Source organism: Streptomyces sp. NBC_00203, assembly GCF_045206325.1.
In the GTDB taxonomy this organism is placed as follows: Bacteria; Actinomycetota; Actinomycetes; order Streptomycetales; family Streptomycetaceae; genus Streptomyces; species Streptomyces lutosisoli.
In genome coordinates this window covers 534616-549699 of record NZ_CP108126.1, presented here as the reverse complement: position 1 = coordinate 549699, position 15084 = coordinate 534616, and the positions used below count along the sequence as shown (strand labels likewise).

At 68.4% G+C, this 15084-nt stretch carries 13 protein-coding genes and 3 pseudogenes; 8 read left to right on the top strand and 8 right to left on the bottom strand.

What is annotated here, in order from left to right; translation table 11 throughout:
* Window positions 1-194: 194 nt before the first annotated feature.
* Both katG and OG975_RS02760 read right to left on the bottom strand, forming a co-directional pair.
* Complete coding sequence (katG, locus tag OG975_RS02765) at window positions 195-2408, bottom strand: catalase/peroxidase HPI (protein WP_406327117.1); 2214 nt, start codon at window positions 2406-2408, stop codon at window positions 195-197.
* Entirely contained in the window at window positions 2401-2784 is a 384-nt protein-coding gene (locus OG975_RS02760) for a Fur family transcriptional regulator (protein WP_406327115.1), read from the bottom strand. The genes katG and OG975_RS02760 overlap by 8 nt, the downstream gene beginning before the upstream one ends.
* A gap of 172 nt (window positions 2785-2956) precedes the next feature.
* Here OG975_RS02760 and OG975_RS02755 point away from each other — a divergent pair, with 172 nt between their 5' ends.
* From OG975_RS02755 to OG975_RS02735, 5 genes are all read left to right on the top strand, one after another.
* Window positions 2957-3367: a Fur family transcriptional regulator gene (locus tag OG975_RS02755; RefSeq protein ID WP_327426164.1), complete on the top strand. Its 411-nt coding sequence runs from the start codon at window positions 2957-2959 to the stop codon at window positions 3365-3367.
* Window positions 3368-3578: 211 nt separating this feature from the next.
* Window positions 3579-3890 carry a helix-turn-helix domain-containing protein gene (locus OG975_RS02750; RefSeq protein ID WP_406327114.1) on the top strand — a complete coding sequence of 104 codons (312 nt, stop codon included), beginning with the start codon at window positions 3579-3581 and terminating at the stop codon, window positions 3888-3890.
* Window positions 3887-5485 carry a helix-turn-helix domain-containing protein gene (locus OG975_RS02745; RefSeq protein WP_406327113.1) on the top strand — a complete coding sequence of 533 codons (1599 nt, stop codon included), beginning with the start codon at window positions 3887-3889 and terminating at the stop codon, window positions 5483-5485. The genes OG975_RS02750 and OG975_RS02745 overlap by 4 nt, the downstream gene beginning before the upstream one ends.
* A 169-nt stretch (window positions 5486-5654) precedes the next feature.
* The gene (locus OG975_RS02740; RefSeq protein ID WP_406327112.1) at window positions 5655-5816 is read left to right on the top strand and encodes a hypothetical protein; all 162 of its coding nucleotides are present in this window, start codon (window positions 5655-5657) and stop codon (window positions 5814-5816) included.
* 27 nt (window positions 5817-5843) lie between these two features.
* On the top strand, window positions 5844-7016 hold the full coding sequence (locus tag OG975_RS02735; protein WP_406327110.1) for a N(5)-(carboxyethyl)ornithine synthase: 1173 nt from the start codon (window positions 5844-5846) through the stop codon (window positions 7014-7016).
* Window positions 7017-7240: 224 nt separating this feature from the next.
* Here the strand turns inward: OG975_RS02735 and OG975_RS02730 are convergent, their stop codons facing one another.
* Complete coding sequence (locus OG975_RS02730; protein WP_405868176.1) at window positions 7241-8413, bottom strand: IS4 family transposase; 1173 nt, start codon at window positions 8411-8413, stop codon at window positions 7241-7243.
* A gap of 809 nt (window positions 8414-9222) precedes the next feature.
* On the opposite strand from OG975_RS02730, the pseudogene OG975_RS02725 reads away from it, so the two are divergent.
* Together OG975_RS02725 and OG975_RS02720 are read left to right on the top strand one after the other, a co-directional pair.
* A pseudogene (locus tag OG975_RS02725) lies at window positions 9223-9714 on the top strand (low temperature requirement protein A); the annotation flags it as partial.
* A 53-nt stretch (window positions 9715-9767) separates the two neighbouring features.
* On the top strand, window positions 9768-10151 hold the full coding sequence (locus OG975_RS02720) for a nuclear transport factor 2 family protein (protein ID WP_406327108.1): 384 nt from the start codon (window positions 9768-9770) through the stop codon (window positions 10149-10151).
* Between the two features lie 89 nt (window positions 10152-10240).
* On the opposite strand, the pseudogene OG975_RS02715 reads toward OG975_RS02720, so the two are convergent.
* From OG975_RS02715 to OG975_RS02695, 5 genes and pseudogenes are all read right to left on the bottom strand, one after another.
* Window positions 10241-10327, bottom strand: a pseudogene (locus tag OG975_RS02715) (transposase); the annotation flags it as partial.
* Window positions 10328-10428: 101 nt separating this feature from the next.
* A complete protein-coding gene (locus OG975_RS02710) occupies window positions 10429-10920 on the bottom strand; it encodes a peptidylprolyl isomerase (protein ID WP_406327107.1) in 492 nt (163 codons plus the stop codon).
* A gap of 222 nt (window positions 10921-11142) precedes the next feature.
* Window positions 11143-11472, bottom strand: coding sequence for an antibiotic biosynthesis monooxygenase family protein (locus tag OG975_RS02705; protein WP_406327105.1), 330 nt, complete (start codon window positions 11470-11472; stop codon window positions 11143-11145).
* Between the two features lie 354 nt (window positions 11473-11826).
* Window positions 11827-13212 (bottom strand): cellulose binding domain-containing protein, encoded by a 1386-nt coding sequence (locus OG975_RS02700; RefSeq protein ID WP_406327104.1) that lies wholly within the window; start codon window positions 13210-13212, stop codon window positions 11827-11829.
* Between the two features lie 375 nt (window positions 13213-13587).
* Window positions 13588-14283 carry an alpha/beta hydrolase gene (locus tag OG975_RS02695; RefSeq protein ID WP_406327102.1) on the bottom strand — a complete coding sequence of 232 codons (696 nt, stop codon included), beginning with the start codon at window positions 14281-14283 and terminating at the stop codon, window positions 13588-13590.
* 231 nt (window positions 14284-14514) lie between these two features.
* Here OG975_RS02695 and OG975_RS02690 point away from each other — a divergent pair.
* Window positions 14515-15060 (top strand): annotated as a pseudogene (locus tag OG975_RS02690) (transposase); the annotation flags it as partial.
* Window positions 15061-15084 lie beyond the last annotated feature (24 nt).

Sequence of the window (15084 nt, the reverse complement as noted above, 5' to 3'; positions counted from 1 at the left end):
GATATCGGGCTTTAGGGCTATCTGTGGGATGAGCGGAGCCGGTTCGCAGTGGGGGCGGACGGTGTCGGGATTCTTCGGGCTGAGGACGCCCAGGTCGGCCCGCGCGGGCCGACCTGGGCGTCCTGATCAGGCGCTCGTGATCAGGAGCACCTGATGGGACGGTCTGATCAGAGGGTCCTGATCAGACCGTCGTGTCAGACGAGGTCGAACCGGTCCAGCTTCATGACCTTGCCCCACGCCGCGACGAAGTCGTTCACGAACTTCGCCTTCGCGTCATCGCTCGCGTAGACCTCCGCGAGCGCGCGCAGCTCGGAGTTCGAGCCGAAGACGAGGTCGGCACGGGTGCCGGTCCACTTGACGGCGCCGGAGGCGTCGCGGCTCTCGAACTCGTCCTGCGCGGCGGACGTCGACGTCCACTCCGTACCCAGGTCGAGCAGGTTGACGAAGAAGTCATTGGTCAGCGTGCCCGGCCGGTTCGTGAAGACGCCGTGCTTGGACTGGCCGGAGTTGGCGCCGAGGACGCGCAGACCACCGACGAGGACCGTCATCTCGGGCGCGCTGAGGTTCAGCAGGTTCGCCTTGTCCGTCAGCAGGAACTCGGCCGGCAGGCGGTTGCCCTTGCCGACATAGTTCCGGAAGCCGTCGGCCTTCGGCTCGAGCGCGGCGAACGACTCGACGTCCGTCTGCTCCTGCGAAGCGTCCACACGGCCCGGCGTGAACGGCACCTCGACCTCGACGCCGGCGGCCTTGGCCGCCTGCTCGACGGCCGCGGAGCCCGCGAGCACGATCAGGTCGGCGAGGGAGACCTGCTTGCCGCCGGCGTTGAAGGACTCCTGGATGCCCTCCAGCGTACGGAGCACCTGCGAGAGGTCGTCCGGGTTGTTGACCTCCCAGCCGCGCTGCGGCTCGAGGCGGATGCGGGCGCCGTTTGCGCCACCGCGCTTGTCGCTGCCGCGGAAGGAGGACGCCGAGGCCCAGGCCGCGGAGACGAGCTGCGCGATCGTCAGGTCCGAGCCGAGGATCTGCTCCTTGAGGGAGGCGATGTCGGCGGCGTCGATGACCGCGCCCTCGCGCGCCGGCAGCGGGTCCTGCCACAGCAGCACCTCGGAGGGGACCTCCGGGCCGAGGTAGCGCTGGATCGGGCCCATGTCGCGGTGCGTCAGCTTGTACCAGGCGCGGGCGAACGCGTCCGCGAACTGGTCCGGGTTCTCGTAGAAGCGGCGCGAGATCGGCTCGTAGATCGGGTCGAACTTCAGCGAGAGGTCGGTGGTGAGCATCGTCGGGAGCTTCGTCTTCGACGCGTCGTGAGCGTCGGGGATGATCGCCTCGGCGTTCGTCGCCACCCACTGGTTCGCACCGGCCGGGCTCTGGGTGAGCTCGTACTCGTACTCGAAGAGGTTCTTGAAGAACCCGTTGCCCCACTGGGTCGGGGTGGCGGTCCAGGTCACCTCGAGGCCACTGGTGATGGCGTCGCCGCCCTTGCCGGTGCCGAAGGTGCTCTTCCAGCCGAGGCCCTGCTGCTCGATCGGGGCGCCCTCGGGCTCGACACCGACGAGCGCGGCGTCGCCCGCGCCATGGGTCTTGCCGAAGGTGTGGCCACCGGCGATGAGGGCGACCGTCTCCTCGTCGTTCATCGCCATCCGGCGGAACGTCTCACGGATGTCGCGGGCCGCGGCGATCGGGTCCGGGTTCCCGTTCGGGCCCTCCGGGTTGACGTAGATGAGGCCCATCTGGACCGCGCCGAGCGGGTCCTCCAGCTCACGGTCGCCGGTGTAGCGCTGGTCGTCGAGCCAGACCTGCTCCGGGCCCCAGTAGACGTCCTCGTCGGGCTCCCACACGTCGGCGCGGCCGCCGGCGAAGCCGAAGGTCTCGAAGCCCATCGACTCCAGGGCGACGTTGCCGGCGAGGATCATGAGGTCGGCCCACGACAGGCTCTGGCCGTACTTCTTCTTGACCGGCCACAGCAGACGGCGGGCCTTGTCGAGGTTGCCGTTGTCCGGCCAGCTGTTCAGGGGGGCGAAGCGCTGCTGACCGGCGCCGCCGCCACCGCGGCCGTCGCTGATCCGGTAGGTGCCCGCGCTGTGCCACGCCATGCGGATCATCAGCGGGCCGTAGTGGCCGAAGTCCGCCGGCCACCAGTCCTGCGAGGTGGTCAGCACCTCCGCGATGTCCTGCTTGACGGCCGGGAGGTCAAGGGTCTTGAACGCCGCGGCGTAGTCGAACTCCTCGCCGAAGGGGTTGGCCACGGCGGGGTTCTTGGCGAGGATCTTCAGGTTGAGCTGCTCCGGCCACCACTGGCGGTTTCCGCCGCCCTGGGTCGGGTGCGGGGCGCGTCCGTGCGCGACCGGGCAACCACCTCCGCCCTCCGTGTTCGCGTCTACGACGTTTGCATCTTGGTTGTCAGACATGGGAATCCTTCCGGACCAGGCGGATCACGGTGCTCAAGAACTGCGGGCGATGGAACGGGCGGGGCGCGGGGCCCCCGTGGAAGACCCCGGCCTCGTCGGTCGAGAAGCCATGGTCTTCGGACGCGGTGGGGCAGGGCGCTTCGCCGGCCGCGCGGTCGACGTCAGCGACGACACCGTACGACCGGTACACGACGTGATGGTGGTTGTCCTCGGCGCGTCCCTCGAACCGGGCCGGGCTACCGGCCTGTTCGACGCGGCGTACGGTTCCCGCCGCGGTGAGCGCGTGGAGGTCCCGGACGGTCCCGGGCAGCGCGACGCGCGGGGCCGTCACCCGCAGGCCGGCACCGCCGCGACTGCTCGGCGGTGGTCCCGTCACGTCTCTGTCTCCTGCCGTACTGGAATCTTCCTGTCCCTTGGCTATCGCCAGAACTGATCCTACGATGGACAGAGTCCAAGTCAAGAAGCGCGCCAAACCCATATCCAATCGGAACCCGGATGTCCATAGGTAAACTTCCGGTATCCCACCGAACCTGAATAGGTGAACCGATATGAGTGACCTGCTGGAGCGGCTGCGAGCGCGTGGCTGGCGGTTGACGTCCCAGCGGCGTGTCGTTGCGGAGGTCCTCGACGGCGACCACGTGCATCTCACGGCCGACGAAGTGCACGCCCGCGCGGCACAGCGGCTGCCCGAGATCTCGCGGGCGACCGTCTACAACGCCCTGGGCGAACTGGTGTCGCTCGGTGAGGTCACGGAGGTCTCCACCGACGGCCGCGCCAAGCGCTACGACCCCAACGCGCACCACCCGCACCAACACCTAGTCTGCTCCAGCTGCGGCACCATCCGCGACGTCCACCCGGCAGGCAATCCGCTGTCCGACCTCCCTGCGGAGGAGCGGTTCGGTTTCACGGTGTCGGAGGTCGAGGTCACCTACCGAGGGCTGTGCCCGTCCTGCGCCTAGGCACTGCTCGCCCTGCCCGGGGAGGGCGAGCAGTGTGGTGCCGGCTGTCGGCCTGCCTCTCTTCCTGCCGGCCGCAGGTATCGCCCCCGCGAACATCGGTGTCGCCGGATGGGGCATGGTCCACACGGCAGCTGTGATCAAGCCATGCCCAACTCGCAGGGTCATGCTCAACTCGCATAGTTCATGAGGTTTGGGTGGTAGGTTCGGTGGCATGGGGATGTCTCTGGCCGACCGGGTCCGTTCGGCGGTGGCGGCGCTCATGCACGCCACGGGCGAGTCGCAGACCGATCTCGCTGCCGCTCTGGGGGTGAGTCAGGGCCAGGTGAGCCGCCGTCAGTCCGGTGCGGCCGCATGGAGCCTGGACGACTGCGAGGCGGTCGCCGAACACTTCGGTATCGATGTGCTGGACCTGATGGCCGGGCCGACCCGGGCCTCCGAATCCCTGCCGGACCTCCGGCGCCGCGCGCTCGGCCGGCGTGGCCCTGGCGATGGCTCGGTTGTGCAGGAGGGGGTCGCCCGATGACGAACTTCGACGCGATCGACGCGTTGTTGGCAGCCGCCAAGCAGGAGGTTCCGCTGCCGCCCGTCGAGGTACGACGAGGGCTGCGCGAGGAGTTGAACCTGTCGCGCACGCAGGTGGCACAGGCTCTCGGGGTGAGCCCTTCCACGGTGGGTGGCTGGGAGTCGGGCCGGGACCCGGGCGGCGAGGTCCGGGAAAAGTACGCGTACTTCCTTGAGAGCGCACACGCCAAACTGCAGGCCCAGGCCCAGGCCCAGGACCTGGCCCCGGAAGCGGTCGTTGTCGCGGTCGAGGGCGCGGACGTCGGCTCCGATGCCGGCGAAGACGAGGGTGAAGCCGAGGCCGCGGCGGCCGACGGCATCGCGGACGAGGTGGAGACCCTCGCGGAGCCCCGGCCCTGCGTGCTGTGCGGCAGTCCGGCCTACGACCAGGTCGCCGGCTTCCCGCAGCACCTGGACCCCGCCGACTGCGGCACGGCAGAGCCCGCACAGGCGCCGCGACCGTCCCAACCGGCCCTGCGTGAGGGCGATTCGGAAAGCCCGGGTCCGCGCACGCACGTGAAGCCGGAAGGCTCCGGTCTGCGCAAGCAGGTGAAAATCGTCCCCGTCGGACGCCGCATCCAGGCCGCCTCCGACACTCCCGACTTGATCGGTGAGGCCGTCGTGGCCGCGCTCGCCCAGCACGCCGGCGATGTCGAGGAAGCGACCGCGGCGCTGGTGAAGCGGGCGATCCCGGACGCGATGGCGCTGCTGGACGAGACCCGCAAGGGCGGCCGCTACGACATCGTCGCCCACCCCTGGATCCCGGAGATCCTGCGCAAACAGACCGCCCGCGGCGCCGACCGGATCTGGGAGGCCCGTCCGAAATGGACCCGCCCCGAACTCCCCTCCGGACGCCACGAGGTGACCGCACTCGACATCAACGGCGCCTACCTGTCCGCACTCAAGACCCACCTGCCCATCGGCCAGCTGGAACACTCCACCGACCCCACCCACGACCGCCGCCGCGCCGGGGTCCACCTCATCACCCCACCGGCCTGGGACCATGACACCGTCCTTCCCAGCCCGCTCGGCAACCGCGACGAACCCGGCCCGTTGTGGGTCACCGAACCCACCCTCCGCCTCCTGCTCCGCCTGTCCTCACCCGCCTACGCACTGTGCGACCCGCCCGAAATCCACGAGTCGTTCACCTCCGGAGCGACCGAGGGCCTGCTGGAGAAGTTCCGCATCAGCCTCAAAGACGCCCGGGACGCGGCGATCGCGGAGCAGGACGAGGTGACGCTGGAGTACGTGAAGGCGATGTACTCGAAGTTCGTCTCCACGATGGGGGAGTCGAACTACAACCGTGAGTTGTACCGACCCGACTGGATGCACCTCATCCGCTCCCAGGCCTTCGCCAATCTCTGGATGAAGGCCTACAAGGCATACGACGAGGGCCTCACCGTCGTCCGCGCGATGGGCACCGACGAACTGCACGTCATCGGTGACTGGCGCGGTGTCTTCGCGGAAGGCCGCGGTGTCGCTCAAGTGAAGGTCAAAGACACCTACTCCGTCGGTGATGACATCGACCCGGCCGCTGCGGGCGAGCACGACGACTGAGCGCAGCGACTGAATGCATCGGCAGCGGTGCTTTCCTGCCGGCTGCGGGTCGCTACGGCATCCGTTTGAGCCGGGTCTTGATCAGCCGTCTTCGTGCAGATGGGTGCGGCGGAACCGCGCATGCACAGCGAGCACACCGTCAACCGTCACTAGGCCGAGAACGCCCACCATGAATGATCTCCAGACCTGGACCTGCGGATCCTTCGAGCTCAAACGAGCGGTGGGCGGTCCGCGGCCGGGGCGGGAGTACGGTGGCGGTACCGAGCGCACCTCGCACGCCGTCATCCATGTCGGCGTCGCCCTCGGGGAACGGCAAGGCCGGAGCACATAGCGTCCGGTCGGAAATGAGCCGCCCCACATGAGCCTGATGAGTCTCGGAGTACTCGCCTCCTCCCGCAAGGAGAACGAGTTCCGGCTGCCGCTGCACCCCCGCCACCTCGACCGTATCGCCCCGGACGTACGCGAGAGGATCTTCCTCGAACAGGGCTACGGCCAACGGTTCGGCGTCGCCGACGACGCGCTGCGACCACTCGTGGCCGGCCTGCGCTCCCGCGAGCAGCTCCTCGCCGAGTGCGACGTCCTGCTGCTGCCCAAACCGATGCACGACGACATCGCCGAGCTGCGCGAGGGCCAGGTGCTGTGGGGATGGCCGCACTGCGTGCAGGACGAGAAGATGACCCAGATCGGCATCGACCGACGGCTGACCCTGATCGCCTGGGAAGCCATGAACCACTGGACGTCAACGGGCGCCTTCAGCGTCCATGTCTTCCACAAGAACAACGAACTCGCCGGCTACTGCTCGGTGCTGCACGCCCTGCAACTCGGCGGGCTGACCGGCAGCTACGGGCGCCGCCTGCGCGCGGTGGTCATCAGCTTCGGCGCCACGGCGCGCGGAGCGGTCACGGGCCTGGGCGCCATGGGGGTCACCGACGTCACGGTGCTCACCCAGCGCGCCGCCGCAGCGGTGGCCTCGCCGATGCCCTCGGTCGTGATGGCCCACTTCGAGGAGCAGGAGGACGATCCGACGCGCCTGCGTGCAGTCACCGCGGCCGGTTCCATGCCGCTGGCGGAGTACCTGGCCGGGTTCGACATCATCGTCAACTGCGTCCTGCAGGACACCGACGCGCCGCTCATGTTCGTCACCGACGAGGAACTCGCCCTGTTCCGGCCGGGGACCTTCTTCATCGACGTCGCCTGCGACGAGGGCATGGGCTTCGAATGGGCCCGCCCGACCACCTTCGGCGAGCCCATGCCCGCGGTGGGGTCGGGCTGCCACTACTACGCGGTGGATCACAGCCCGTCCCACCTGTGGAACTCCGCCACTTGGGAAATCAGCGAGGCGCTCCTTCCCTACCTGCGCAAGGTCATGAGCGGCCCCGCGGCATGGGACACCGACGTCACGGTCAGAAAGGCCATCGAGATCCGCGACGGCGTCGTCCAGAACCCGAAGATCCTCTCTTTCCAGCACCGGTCAGCCGCCTACCCTCACGCTCCCGAGGTCCCGGCGACTCCGCTGAGCTCAGTGGTCTAGAGACAATGCCGTTGCGTTACGGGTTTGCGGGTTGGGGTCGTTGAATGGTGATTGCTCGGGTGCCGGTTCGGGTGGGTTGGGGCCAGGTGTGGTGTTCGGCCCGTTTGAGCCGGTAGTTGGACATCTTGCGTTTGATGACGCGGGGCTGGCTGCGCAGGCGTCTGGCCGGCAGGAGTCGTTCGAGTAGGTCGTGCTGGAGCAGGACGAGCGTTCTGACCAGGAGGTCAGGGGGAAAAACTGCCCGGCGTGACGGTCACACTGCGTCGGGCGGAGCGCAGAGTTTCGGTGAAGGAAATCCGGTCGGGGTCCAGGCCCCGGGTCGCGGCCGTTCTCACCATCAGTTCGCGCAGGGCGTGGTGGACCAGCAGGTGTGCCCAGATCTGCTGCAGGGCGCCGTCGGGGGTTTTGCTGCTGAGGACGACGTGGGCTCCGCGTTGATGGGTCTTGATCTCGGCGAAGACGCTCTCTACTTCCCAGCGCTCCTGGTAGAGCGCGGCCAGCTGGCGGGCGGGATAGCGGCGGGCGTCGAGCAGACTGGTCACCAGCCGGTAGCCCTCGGCAGCATGGCCGGTGCCGTTCAGCCGGTAGGCCATTACCCGCACGGTGACCGGGTCGGTGTGGGCCGGATCGGTGTGGGCGTGGATGCGCGAAAGCCAGGACCCGTCCCGCAACTGCCGCTCGACGGGCAGGACCCGGTTGGCGGGCACCCGCCACAGCAGCTGAGCGCCGGTGGCGGTGAAGGACCGCCACAACGGCACACCGAGGAACTCGCGGTCGGCCAGGACCAGTTGCCCGGGGCCGCAGGAACGGGGCAGACGGCTCACCAAGGTCACTTCCCCGGTGCGGCAGCCGGCGAGTTCGGCGTCCAGTACGAGGTGCGTGCCGACCTCCACCAGGCAGGCCATCCGCACCTGGGGAAAGGCGCTTTTGTCGTGGCCGCGGGTGTTTCCGGGGCGTGCGAAGGCAGCCTCATTGGCCGGGCTGTCGGCGACGTCCCAGCAGGTCCCGTCCACCGCCAGCAGCCGCAGTCCGCGCCAGAAGGCGCCCGGGGTGGCTTCGGTGCCCATCGGTTTCGCGGTCGTGGTGAACAGCACCCGCAGTGGTTCCGGGCCCAGCCGCTGCCGGGCCCGAAACAGCGACGACTTCGCCGGGACATGCCAGGTGCCCAGCAGGCGCAGACCGCGCAGTCCCTCGACCAGATGCCGCATCACGTCCAGATACGGAGCGGGCGAGAACAGGGCCAGCCCCAGCACGAAATACACCACCAGCCGGGCCGGGAGCAGGCGCTTGCGTTGCTCCACACGACCACAGGCAGCCACCACCCGATCCACCAGACCTGGCGGATAGACCCAGGTCAGCAGGCCTAAACCCGATAACTCAGAGACGCTTGCAGCCACCCGAACCACCCCCGGGACCACTGAACTTCAGCGTACGCCCGCAAGCTAACGCAACGGCATTGGGTCTAGAGACCCTTCACAGTGGGCTCGGCCTGGTGACGGTTGACGGTGGGTACAGGTCGACGTCGTCGGTGCCGAGCCGCTCCAGCGAGCCCTAGACCGCGGTGGACGGCCCGGCCCGTACGCCTTCCTCGTTGTCGGCGTTGGCTCCGGTGCGGAGCGCGATGGGGGTCCCCCCCCGCTCGAGCGAAGCCGAGAGTGGGGTGGGCACCGCCCTCAGCGCTGCCCGCGATGGCCTGCGCGTGGCAGACCGAGTTGTGCCGGGGAGCGCGGTTCCGGGGTGCGACACGGCCCCCTTCGCGCCTACCGCGCAGGTCAATGGTGCCCGCACACTCGAAGACATGACACGTGAGCACCAGTCCGGCAGGGGTACCGAGCTGGGGCGCTTCCTACGCGCCCGCCGGGCCGGGGTGACCCCCCGCCGAGGCCGGTCTCACAGTCGGCTCCGGGGCGCGCCCGCACCGTGCCGGAGCCCCCGGCGGCGCCGAGCCGGACCGTGCGGCCCGGGGTGAGACTGCCGCTGGGGGCCCCATCGCACCCTGGCGGCACCGATCCCGACGCCACCGACCTCACCCTCGGCTACGAGTCCATGGAACTGGAAGGCACTCCCAGCCACCGCCTGATCACGTACTACGCCGAACCGGGCACCCCTGAGTACGACGCGATGATCCTCCTCGACCTGCTCGGGCAGGACCAGCCCGCGAAGCAGGCATCGGCACCGAGCGGCGCGTCGGCAACCGCCGCAGCTCACCGCCGCGGTACTGGGCGTCGCCGTTGCCACGGGCTTGTGGTGGCTGTACTTCGACCTGGCGACCCTGATCGGCAAACGCCAACTGGGCAAGACTCACGGCCCGGCCCGCCTCAGCCTGGCGGTCAACGCCTACGGCTACGCCCACTTCCCCATCACCGCCGGTGTCGTCCTGACCGCCCTGGGCGTGGAGGGCGTCGTCGCCCACGCGGACGACGGCGAGGCGCTCGGCGACTTCTACGCCTGGGCCCTGTGCGGCGGCGCGGCCCTGTACGTGGCCGGACTCCTGCTGTTCGGCCGGATCATGCTGAGGGCGTGGGGCGGATTCCGCCTGGCGGCACTGTGCCTCCTGCTCGCGGCAGTGCCGGCGGCTTCCAGGCTGCCACCGGTCGCCGCGCTGGCTGGGGTCGACGTGATCCTGGCCGCTGTGGCGGCAGCAGAGACCTGGTGGTACGCGGAGCTGCGGCGAAGAGTGCGCGGACAAGCCACTTGATACGGCCACCTCACCGGACAGGGCCGACAACCATCACTACGACAGGAGCCACCGTGCCCACATCACCCGACCAGAGCCCCCGAGATCAGGCCATCGAGGCCTACCGCGCCCACCTGCAAGCGATGGCAGACGGCGACACCGACACTCTCGACGACCTGCTCGACGACGGCTTCACCCTGACCCACATCACCGGGTACCAGCAGCCGAAGGCCGAGTGGCTGTCACAGATGCGAGCCGGGAGGTTCGTCTACCACAAGGTCGATGAGAAGAGCGTGACCGTCGGCGTCGACGGCGACACCGCCCACCTCGTCGGCCGTATCGTCACCGACGCGACCGTCTACGGCGCGCACGCGGCGTGGCCACTGCAACTGGCCATGGACTACGCCCGCGAGAGCGACACCTGGACCGCCCTCCGCTCAGTCGCCACGACCTGGTGATCCACCCGCCGTCACCGTCAACACCGCACCGCAGCGGTGAGCGTCACGTCGAACCGCGCATCTCGACGCATCACCGCTACGGTCTTCTACGGCCCGAACCGTTCAGGCAGGTCACGCCACTGCACACGGGTCTGAACCCGGTGCAATATCCCGTCGATCACCTGCCGGTGGTCCCGTCACTGGCCACCATGCGCGTTGAAGCCCCCTGTCCACATCAACGACCCGGACAGGGGGCAGGCACATGGTCGGCCGGACAAATCCTGGGCCGTCAGGCCCCTCAGACGGTGCCGCAGTCCGAGATGACGATCTTCTTGGAGGTGGTCCCGGAACCGCTGCCGAGCCCCTCGATCGCCTTCACGACGTCCATGCCCTCGACTACCTCACCGAAGACGACGTGCTTGCCGTCCAGCCAGTCGGTGACGATGGTGGTGATGAAGAACTGCGAACCGTTGGTGTTCGGGCCCGCGTTGGCCATGGACAGCAGGCCCGGCTTGGTGTGCTTGAGCTGGAAGTTCTCGTCGGCGAACTTCTCGCCGTAGATGCTCTTGCCGCCCGTGCCGTTCTGCTTGGTGAAGTCGCCGCCCTGGAGCATGAAGTTCGGGATGACCCGGTGGAACGGCGAGCCCTTGTAACCGTAGCCGTGCACGCCGGTGGCCAGTTCGCGGAAGTTCTGCGCGGTCTTCGGGACGACGTCGTCGAACAGCTTGAACTCGATACGGCCGATCAGCTCGCCGTTGGCGGACACCTCAAAAAAGACGTTGTCGCTCATTGCTCTGCTCCTCTGGATTCGAATGGTTGCCCCCCCAGGGTAGGAGGCGGAGGAGGTGGGCGCGTGATCCGGGTCGATCATGCGTCGTGTCGCTCGGGACCATGGAGCGACGAGGTGTCAGCGACCCGGTCGACGGAAAGGCCTTCGCGGGCGACACCCTGTTCCCCTACGGAACGCATCATCTGATGGCCCGACCTAGGCTCGTCGGACCCGAGATTCGCCCTACGCGCTTGTCGGCGCCGCCTGCTGCACGACCTCGAAGGACCACAGTGTGGACCCGCTCGCGGCCGGCTTGGGACGTTCGCCGCCGGCCGTGTCACCGCCCTGGTGGGCTGCCTTCATGGGGCCTTCCATCCACGCTTGGAAGGATTCCTCGTCACGCCACCGTGTGTAGACGAGATAGCTGTCGGTGCCTTCGACGGGGCGGAGGAGTTCGAACCACTCGAACCCGTCGGAGTTCTCCACGGCATGGGCGCGAGAGGCGAAGCGCTTCTCCAGCGTCTCTCGCTGCTCGGCGGGGACGGTCAGTACGTTGATCTTGACTACGCTCATGGCCCCATCCTGCCGTACGGGCGTGGGACGGCTGTGCAGCGGCTCGTGCCGGGGGCGGTTCCGTCGGAAGCCACCCGGATCGGGGCCCGTACTGAGGCACGTGACGGCGTCACGGTTTCCGTCCAGTCCAGTCCAGCCCGAGTTCGGCCAGCGTCTGCCGCTTGTCGCCGGGGGCTCGGCACGCCGGTGGTGGTGTTCGACAGGCGCACTCCAGTCGCAGGTGCAGTCGCAGAGCAACTGTGCCTGCACCACCGGCCGCTGTTCGGTGCGGCCGACTCCCACGCGTCAGGGGTGGCGGTCCGGGGTCCGAATCCCGTACCACCACCCCTCACACTCCCGGAGGACGGGGGTGGATCAGTATCCGTAACGACTCTTGATGTGGCGCCAGAAGTCGCGGACCATCCACTTGTCGAACTCGGTGATCTCCGTCGCGCTGCCTGCGTTCATGATGAAGCCGCCGACGCCTGTCGGGGTCCAGTCGTAGAAGTCGTCCAGGCCGAAGGTGTGGCCGACCTCGTGGAGATAGATGTGCAGGTTCTCCTCGTCCAGGGCGTCCGTGAAATACTCCTGGTCGACGCGCTGGCCCCAGTCACCGCCGGCGCCGCCGAAGCCCATCCCCTTGGTGAGCCAGAGGGACTGGTCGTAGTGGTGCTCTTCCTTGCCGGGGCACTGGGAGTAGTCGCCGTCCTGGTGGAAGAACCGGCCGCAGGGCGGGGCACATTGGGGGGCGCCTCCCTCGTCGAGGTTGCCGGCGTAGATGTCGACGGAGTCGTCGGTCCACTTCAGGGTGGAGCGGTCCTTGACGGCCCAGCCGACGACCCTGACCGAGACCTTGGCGTACGGCCATTGGTTGTAGCCCTTGCCGTCCTCGGTGAGGGCGGCCATCCACTTCCCGAACTGCTTCTGCAGGGTCGACTCGATCCGGTCGCGGAGGGTGGCGGTGACCGGGTTGTCGGAGTCCCAGCGGACGCAGTAGTTGATGCTGCCCTTGTTGGCCATGATCTGGTCGAAGCCGTAATTCTTGAAGCCGTAGATGTCGGGGTACGTCGACGCCATGTGGTCCCAGACCTGGCCGAGCGGCGTGACGAGGCCGGACGGCGGGTTCCACTCGGCCGCGCTCGTCGCCGTCGCCGTGGCCGCCGCGGAGGGGGCGGCGGTGGCGGTGGCGGTGGCCGTAGTACTGGCCTTGGGGGTGGCGGTCACCGACGGCGTGGCCGCGGCGGTCGGGGTGGCCGTGGGGGAGCTGGACTCACTGAAACTGGGGGCGACGGTCGAACCGGCACTTGGGCTCGAGTCCACGCCGGAGTCGCAGGCCTTGCCATTGAGCTTGAACGACCCGGGCACCGAGGTGGCGCCGGACCGCGATCCCACGAAGCCGGTGGAGACCGTGCCTCCGGTGGCCAGCGAGCCGTTCCAGCTCACGTTCTTCACCGTGACGGTCGTACCGGACTGGGTCCAGGACCCGTTCCAGCCCTGGGTGATCTTCTCGCCGCCGGCGAGTTCGAAGGTGAGCTTCCAACGGGTGAGCGGCTTACCGGAGTTGGCGATCTCGACGGCCCCCTGGAAGCCATCGGCCCACTCGCCGGTCACGCGGTAGTCCACCTTGCAACTGGACTCAGCGCCGTTCGCCAGCATGGGCACCAGAGCACCGGTCGCCGCCACGAGTGTGGCGGCGACCGCGACAGGGATCGGGCGCATGAGGCGTTTGCGCAGGCGGTGGGTCGTACGGGGCGGTCTCATGAGGTGGATCCTTCGGGAAGGTCTCGGGATGTCAGACCCAAGTGGCCGCCCAGGCAGGGATGGTTGCCATCGGCCGGCAAACCATTCCAACAATCGCGGCGCAGATGCAGACGTCAATGCGACAAAGGTTGTCGGCGCCACGGCATTCGCCGAGCTGGTCGAGACGATCCGGTCGGCGGCCTCGGGCGAGGCACGGTTCCTCGTCAGGAGGCTGTGAGTACTTGCCGGGGGACACCCGGATGGTCCGGGACCAGCCGGCGCGGGTACCTCTGATACCACGCTAGGACACTTCCCGGCGGAGCCGCAATGATGGTTACCGGATTAGAAGAATCGCATTCTCGCCGCTTTGCTGTTGGGGCGCGTATCGGAAGTGGATCAAGTCGCAGTGGCGAGTTCGACGAGATGCCGGGCTGTGCCGGCAGGATCGATGATCTGATGGAGGTGCGCGCCGGGCAGGTGTGCCACACGCCAGCCGCGTTCGCGCGCTTCGGCGGAGAAGTCGTCATACGGAGGGCCGAACAGCAGGTAGGAGCAGGGATGGTCGTCCCATCCGTCGGGGACCGGAATGTGCTGCTCGTAGTAGGACAGCGGCAGGGTGGGCTGCTCCTCAATGACTGTCTGTCGCACCATCGGATCAGAGAACATGGGCGCGACGTCTGCCTCGTCCCACCAGTCGGTCCAGCGTGGCAGTCTGCCGTTCACAGCCATCGGGCCGAGGAACGCCAGCAACTCGGGTGAGGCGACAGGGGTTGGTCCGATCCGGGCCGGCAGCGCGGCGTCGACGAAGACCGAGCTGGTCACCGGATGGTCGAGGCCCGAGCGAATCGCCGGGAGGAACAAGCCTGCGTTGCTGTGGGCCACCAACGTGACGGGGGTGCCGGCCGGGACCTGCCGGAGGTCGTCGCGGACGGCATCGACGATGCGGGGCCAGAAGGGCGGAGCACCGGCGCCTATGTGCAGCAGGGACGGCACCCGTACGCGGTGTCCCGCCGCCGTCAGGTGTTCGGCCACCGGGTGCCAGGTCGAGGGTCCTACGGACGGACTGTGCACGAGAACGAAGGTCGGCTGCATGTGACGATCCTGTCGCCCGTGTCATCGGAGCCGCGACAGTCTTGGCCGACAGCAGAACGCTTCGCTTCGAGGAAGCCCATGCGCCGCCACAACACGGAGCCATGCTCAAGACCCGTGGATCGGCCCGGGAGGCACGCGGAGGGCGTACCTTCCCGATTGATCCTGTGATGGTCGCCGAGTTGGCCCGCGTTCACAGCGCGGGTTGGGAGGGCACGCCCGTGCTCAGCGTAGTCACCGAAGATCGTGCCGCCGTGGTGCCGCACATCGCCGAAGGTTTCCGAGGTACTGCCGCTGCTCTCCCTGCACGGGCTGTGCAGCGGCGACTTCGTCCCGGCGTTGGAGCACTTCCTTGGCAGCGCGGCCGGGCTGTCCCACGCGACGGTGACCCGGCTGACGAAGCAGTGGCAGGACGACCGCGGCGCCTTCTGCGACCGGGACCTGTCCGACCGCGACTTTGTCTACGTGTGGGCGGCCGGGGTGCATTCCAAGGTGCGGCTTGGCCAGGCACACTCGTGCGTGCTGGTCCTGCTTGGCGTCCGCCTGGGCGGCACCAAAGAGTTGATCGCGTCGGCCGAGGGGCTGCGCGAGTCCACCGAGTCGTGGGCCGACCTGCTGCGCGACTGCCGCCGACGCGGCATGCGCGACCCCGAACTGGTCGTCGGCGACGGCGCGATGGGATTGTGGAAGGCCTTGGCCGAGGTGCTCCCCGCCGCGAGGCATCAGAGCTGCTGGGTTCACAAGGCCCGCAATGTCTCGAACGCCCTGCCGAAGTCCGCGTAGCCCGGTGCGATCAAGGCCATG

What these genes read in the sequence shown, in the direction of transcription:
- katG (WP_406327117.1), bottom strand. Translation starts at nt 2,408, where the DNA reads ATGTCTGACAACCAAGATGCAAACGTCGTAGACGCGAACACGGAGGGC.
- OG975_RS02755 (WP_327426164.1), top strand. Translation starts at nt 2,957, where the DNA reads ATGAGTGACCTGCTGGAGCGGCTGCGAGCGCGTGGCTGGCGGTTGACG.
- OG975_RS02750 (WP_406327114.1), top strand. Translation starts at nt 3,579, where the DNA reads ATGGGGATGTCTCTGGCCGACCGGGTCCGTTCGGCGGTGGCGGCGCTC.
- OG975_RS02745 (WP_406327113.1), top strand. Translation starts at nt 3,887, where the DNA reads ATGACGAACTTCGACGCGATCGACGCGTTGTTGGCAGCCGCCAAGCAG.
- OG975_RS02740 (WP_406327112.1), top strand. Translation starts at nt 5,655, where the DNA reads ATGAATGATCTCCAGACCTGGACCTGCGGATCCTTCGAGCTCAAACGA.
- OG975_RS02735 (WP_406327110.1), top strand. Translation starts at nt 5,844, where the DNA reads ATGAGCCTGATGAGTCTCGGAGTACTCGCCTCCTCCCGCAAGGAGAAC.
- OG975_RS02710 (WP_406327107.1), bottom strand. Translation starts at nt 10,920, where the DNA reads ATGAGCGACAACGTCTTTTTTGAGGTGTCCGCCAACGGCGAGCTGATC.
- OG975_RS02705 (WP_406327105.1), bottom strand. Translation starts at nt 11,472, where the DNA reads ATGAGCGTAGTCAAGATCAACGTACTGACCGTCCCCGCCGAGCAGCGA.
- OG975_RS02700 (WP_406327104.1), bottom strand. Translation starts at nt 13,212, where the DNA reads ATGAGACCGCCCCGTACGACCCACCGCCTGCGCAAACGCCTCATGCGC.
- OG975_RS02695 (WP_406327102.1), bottom strand. Translation starts at nt 14,283, where the DNA reads ATGCAGCCGACCTTCGTTCTCGTGCACAGTCCGTCCGTAGGACCCTCG.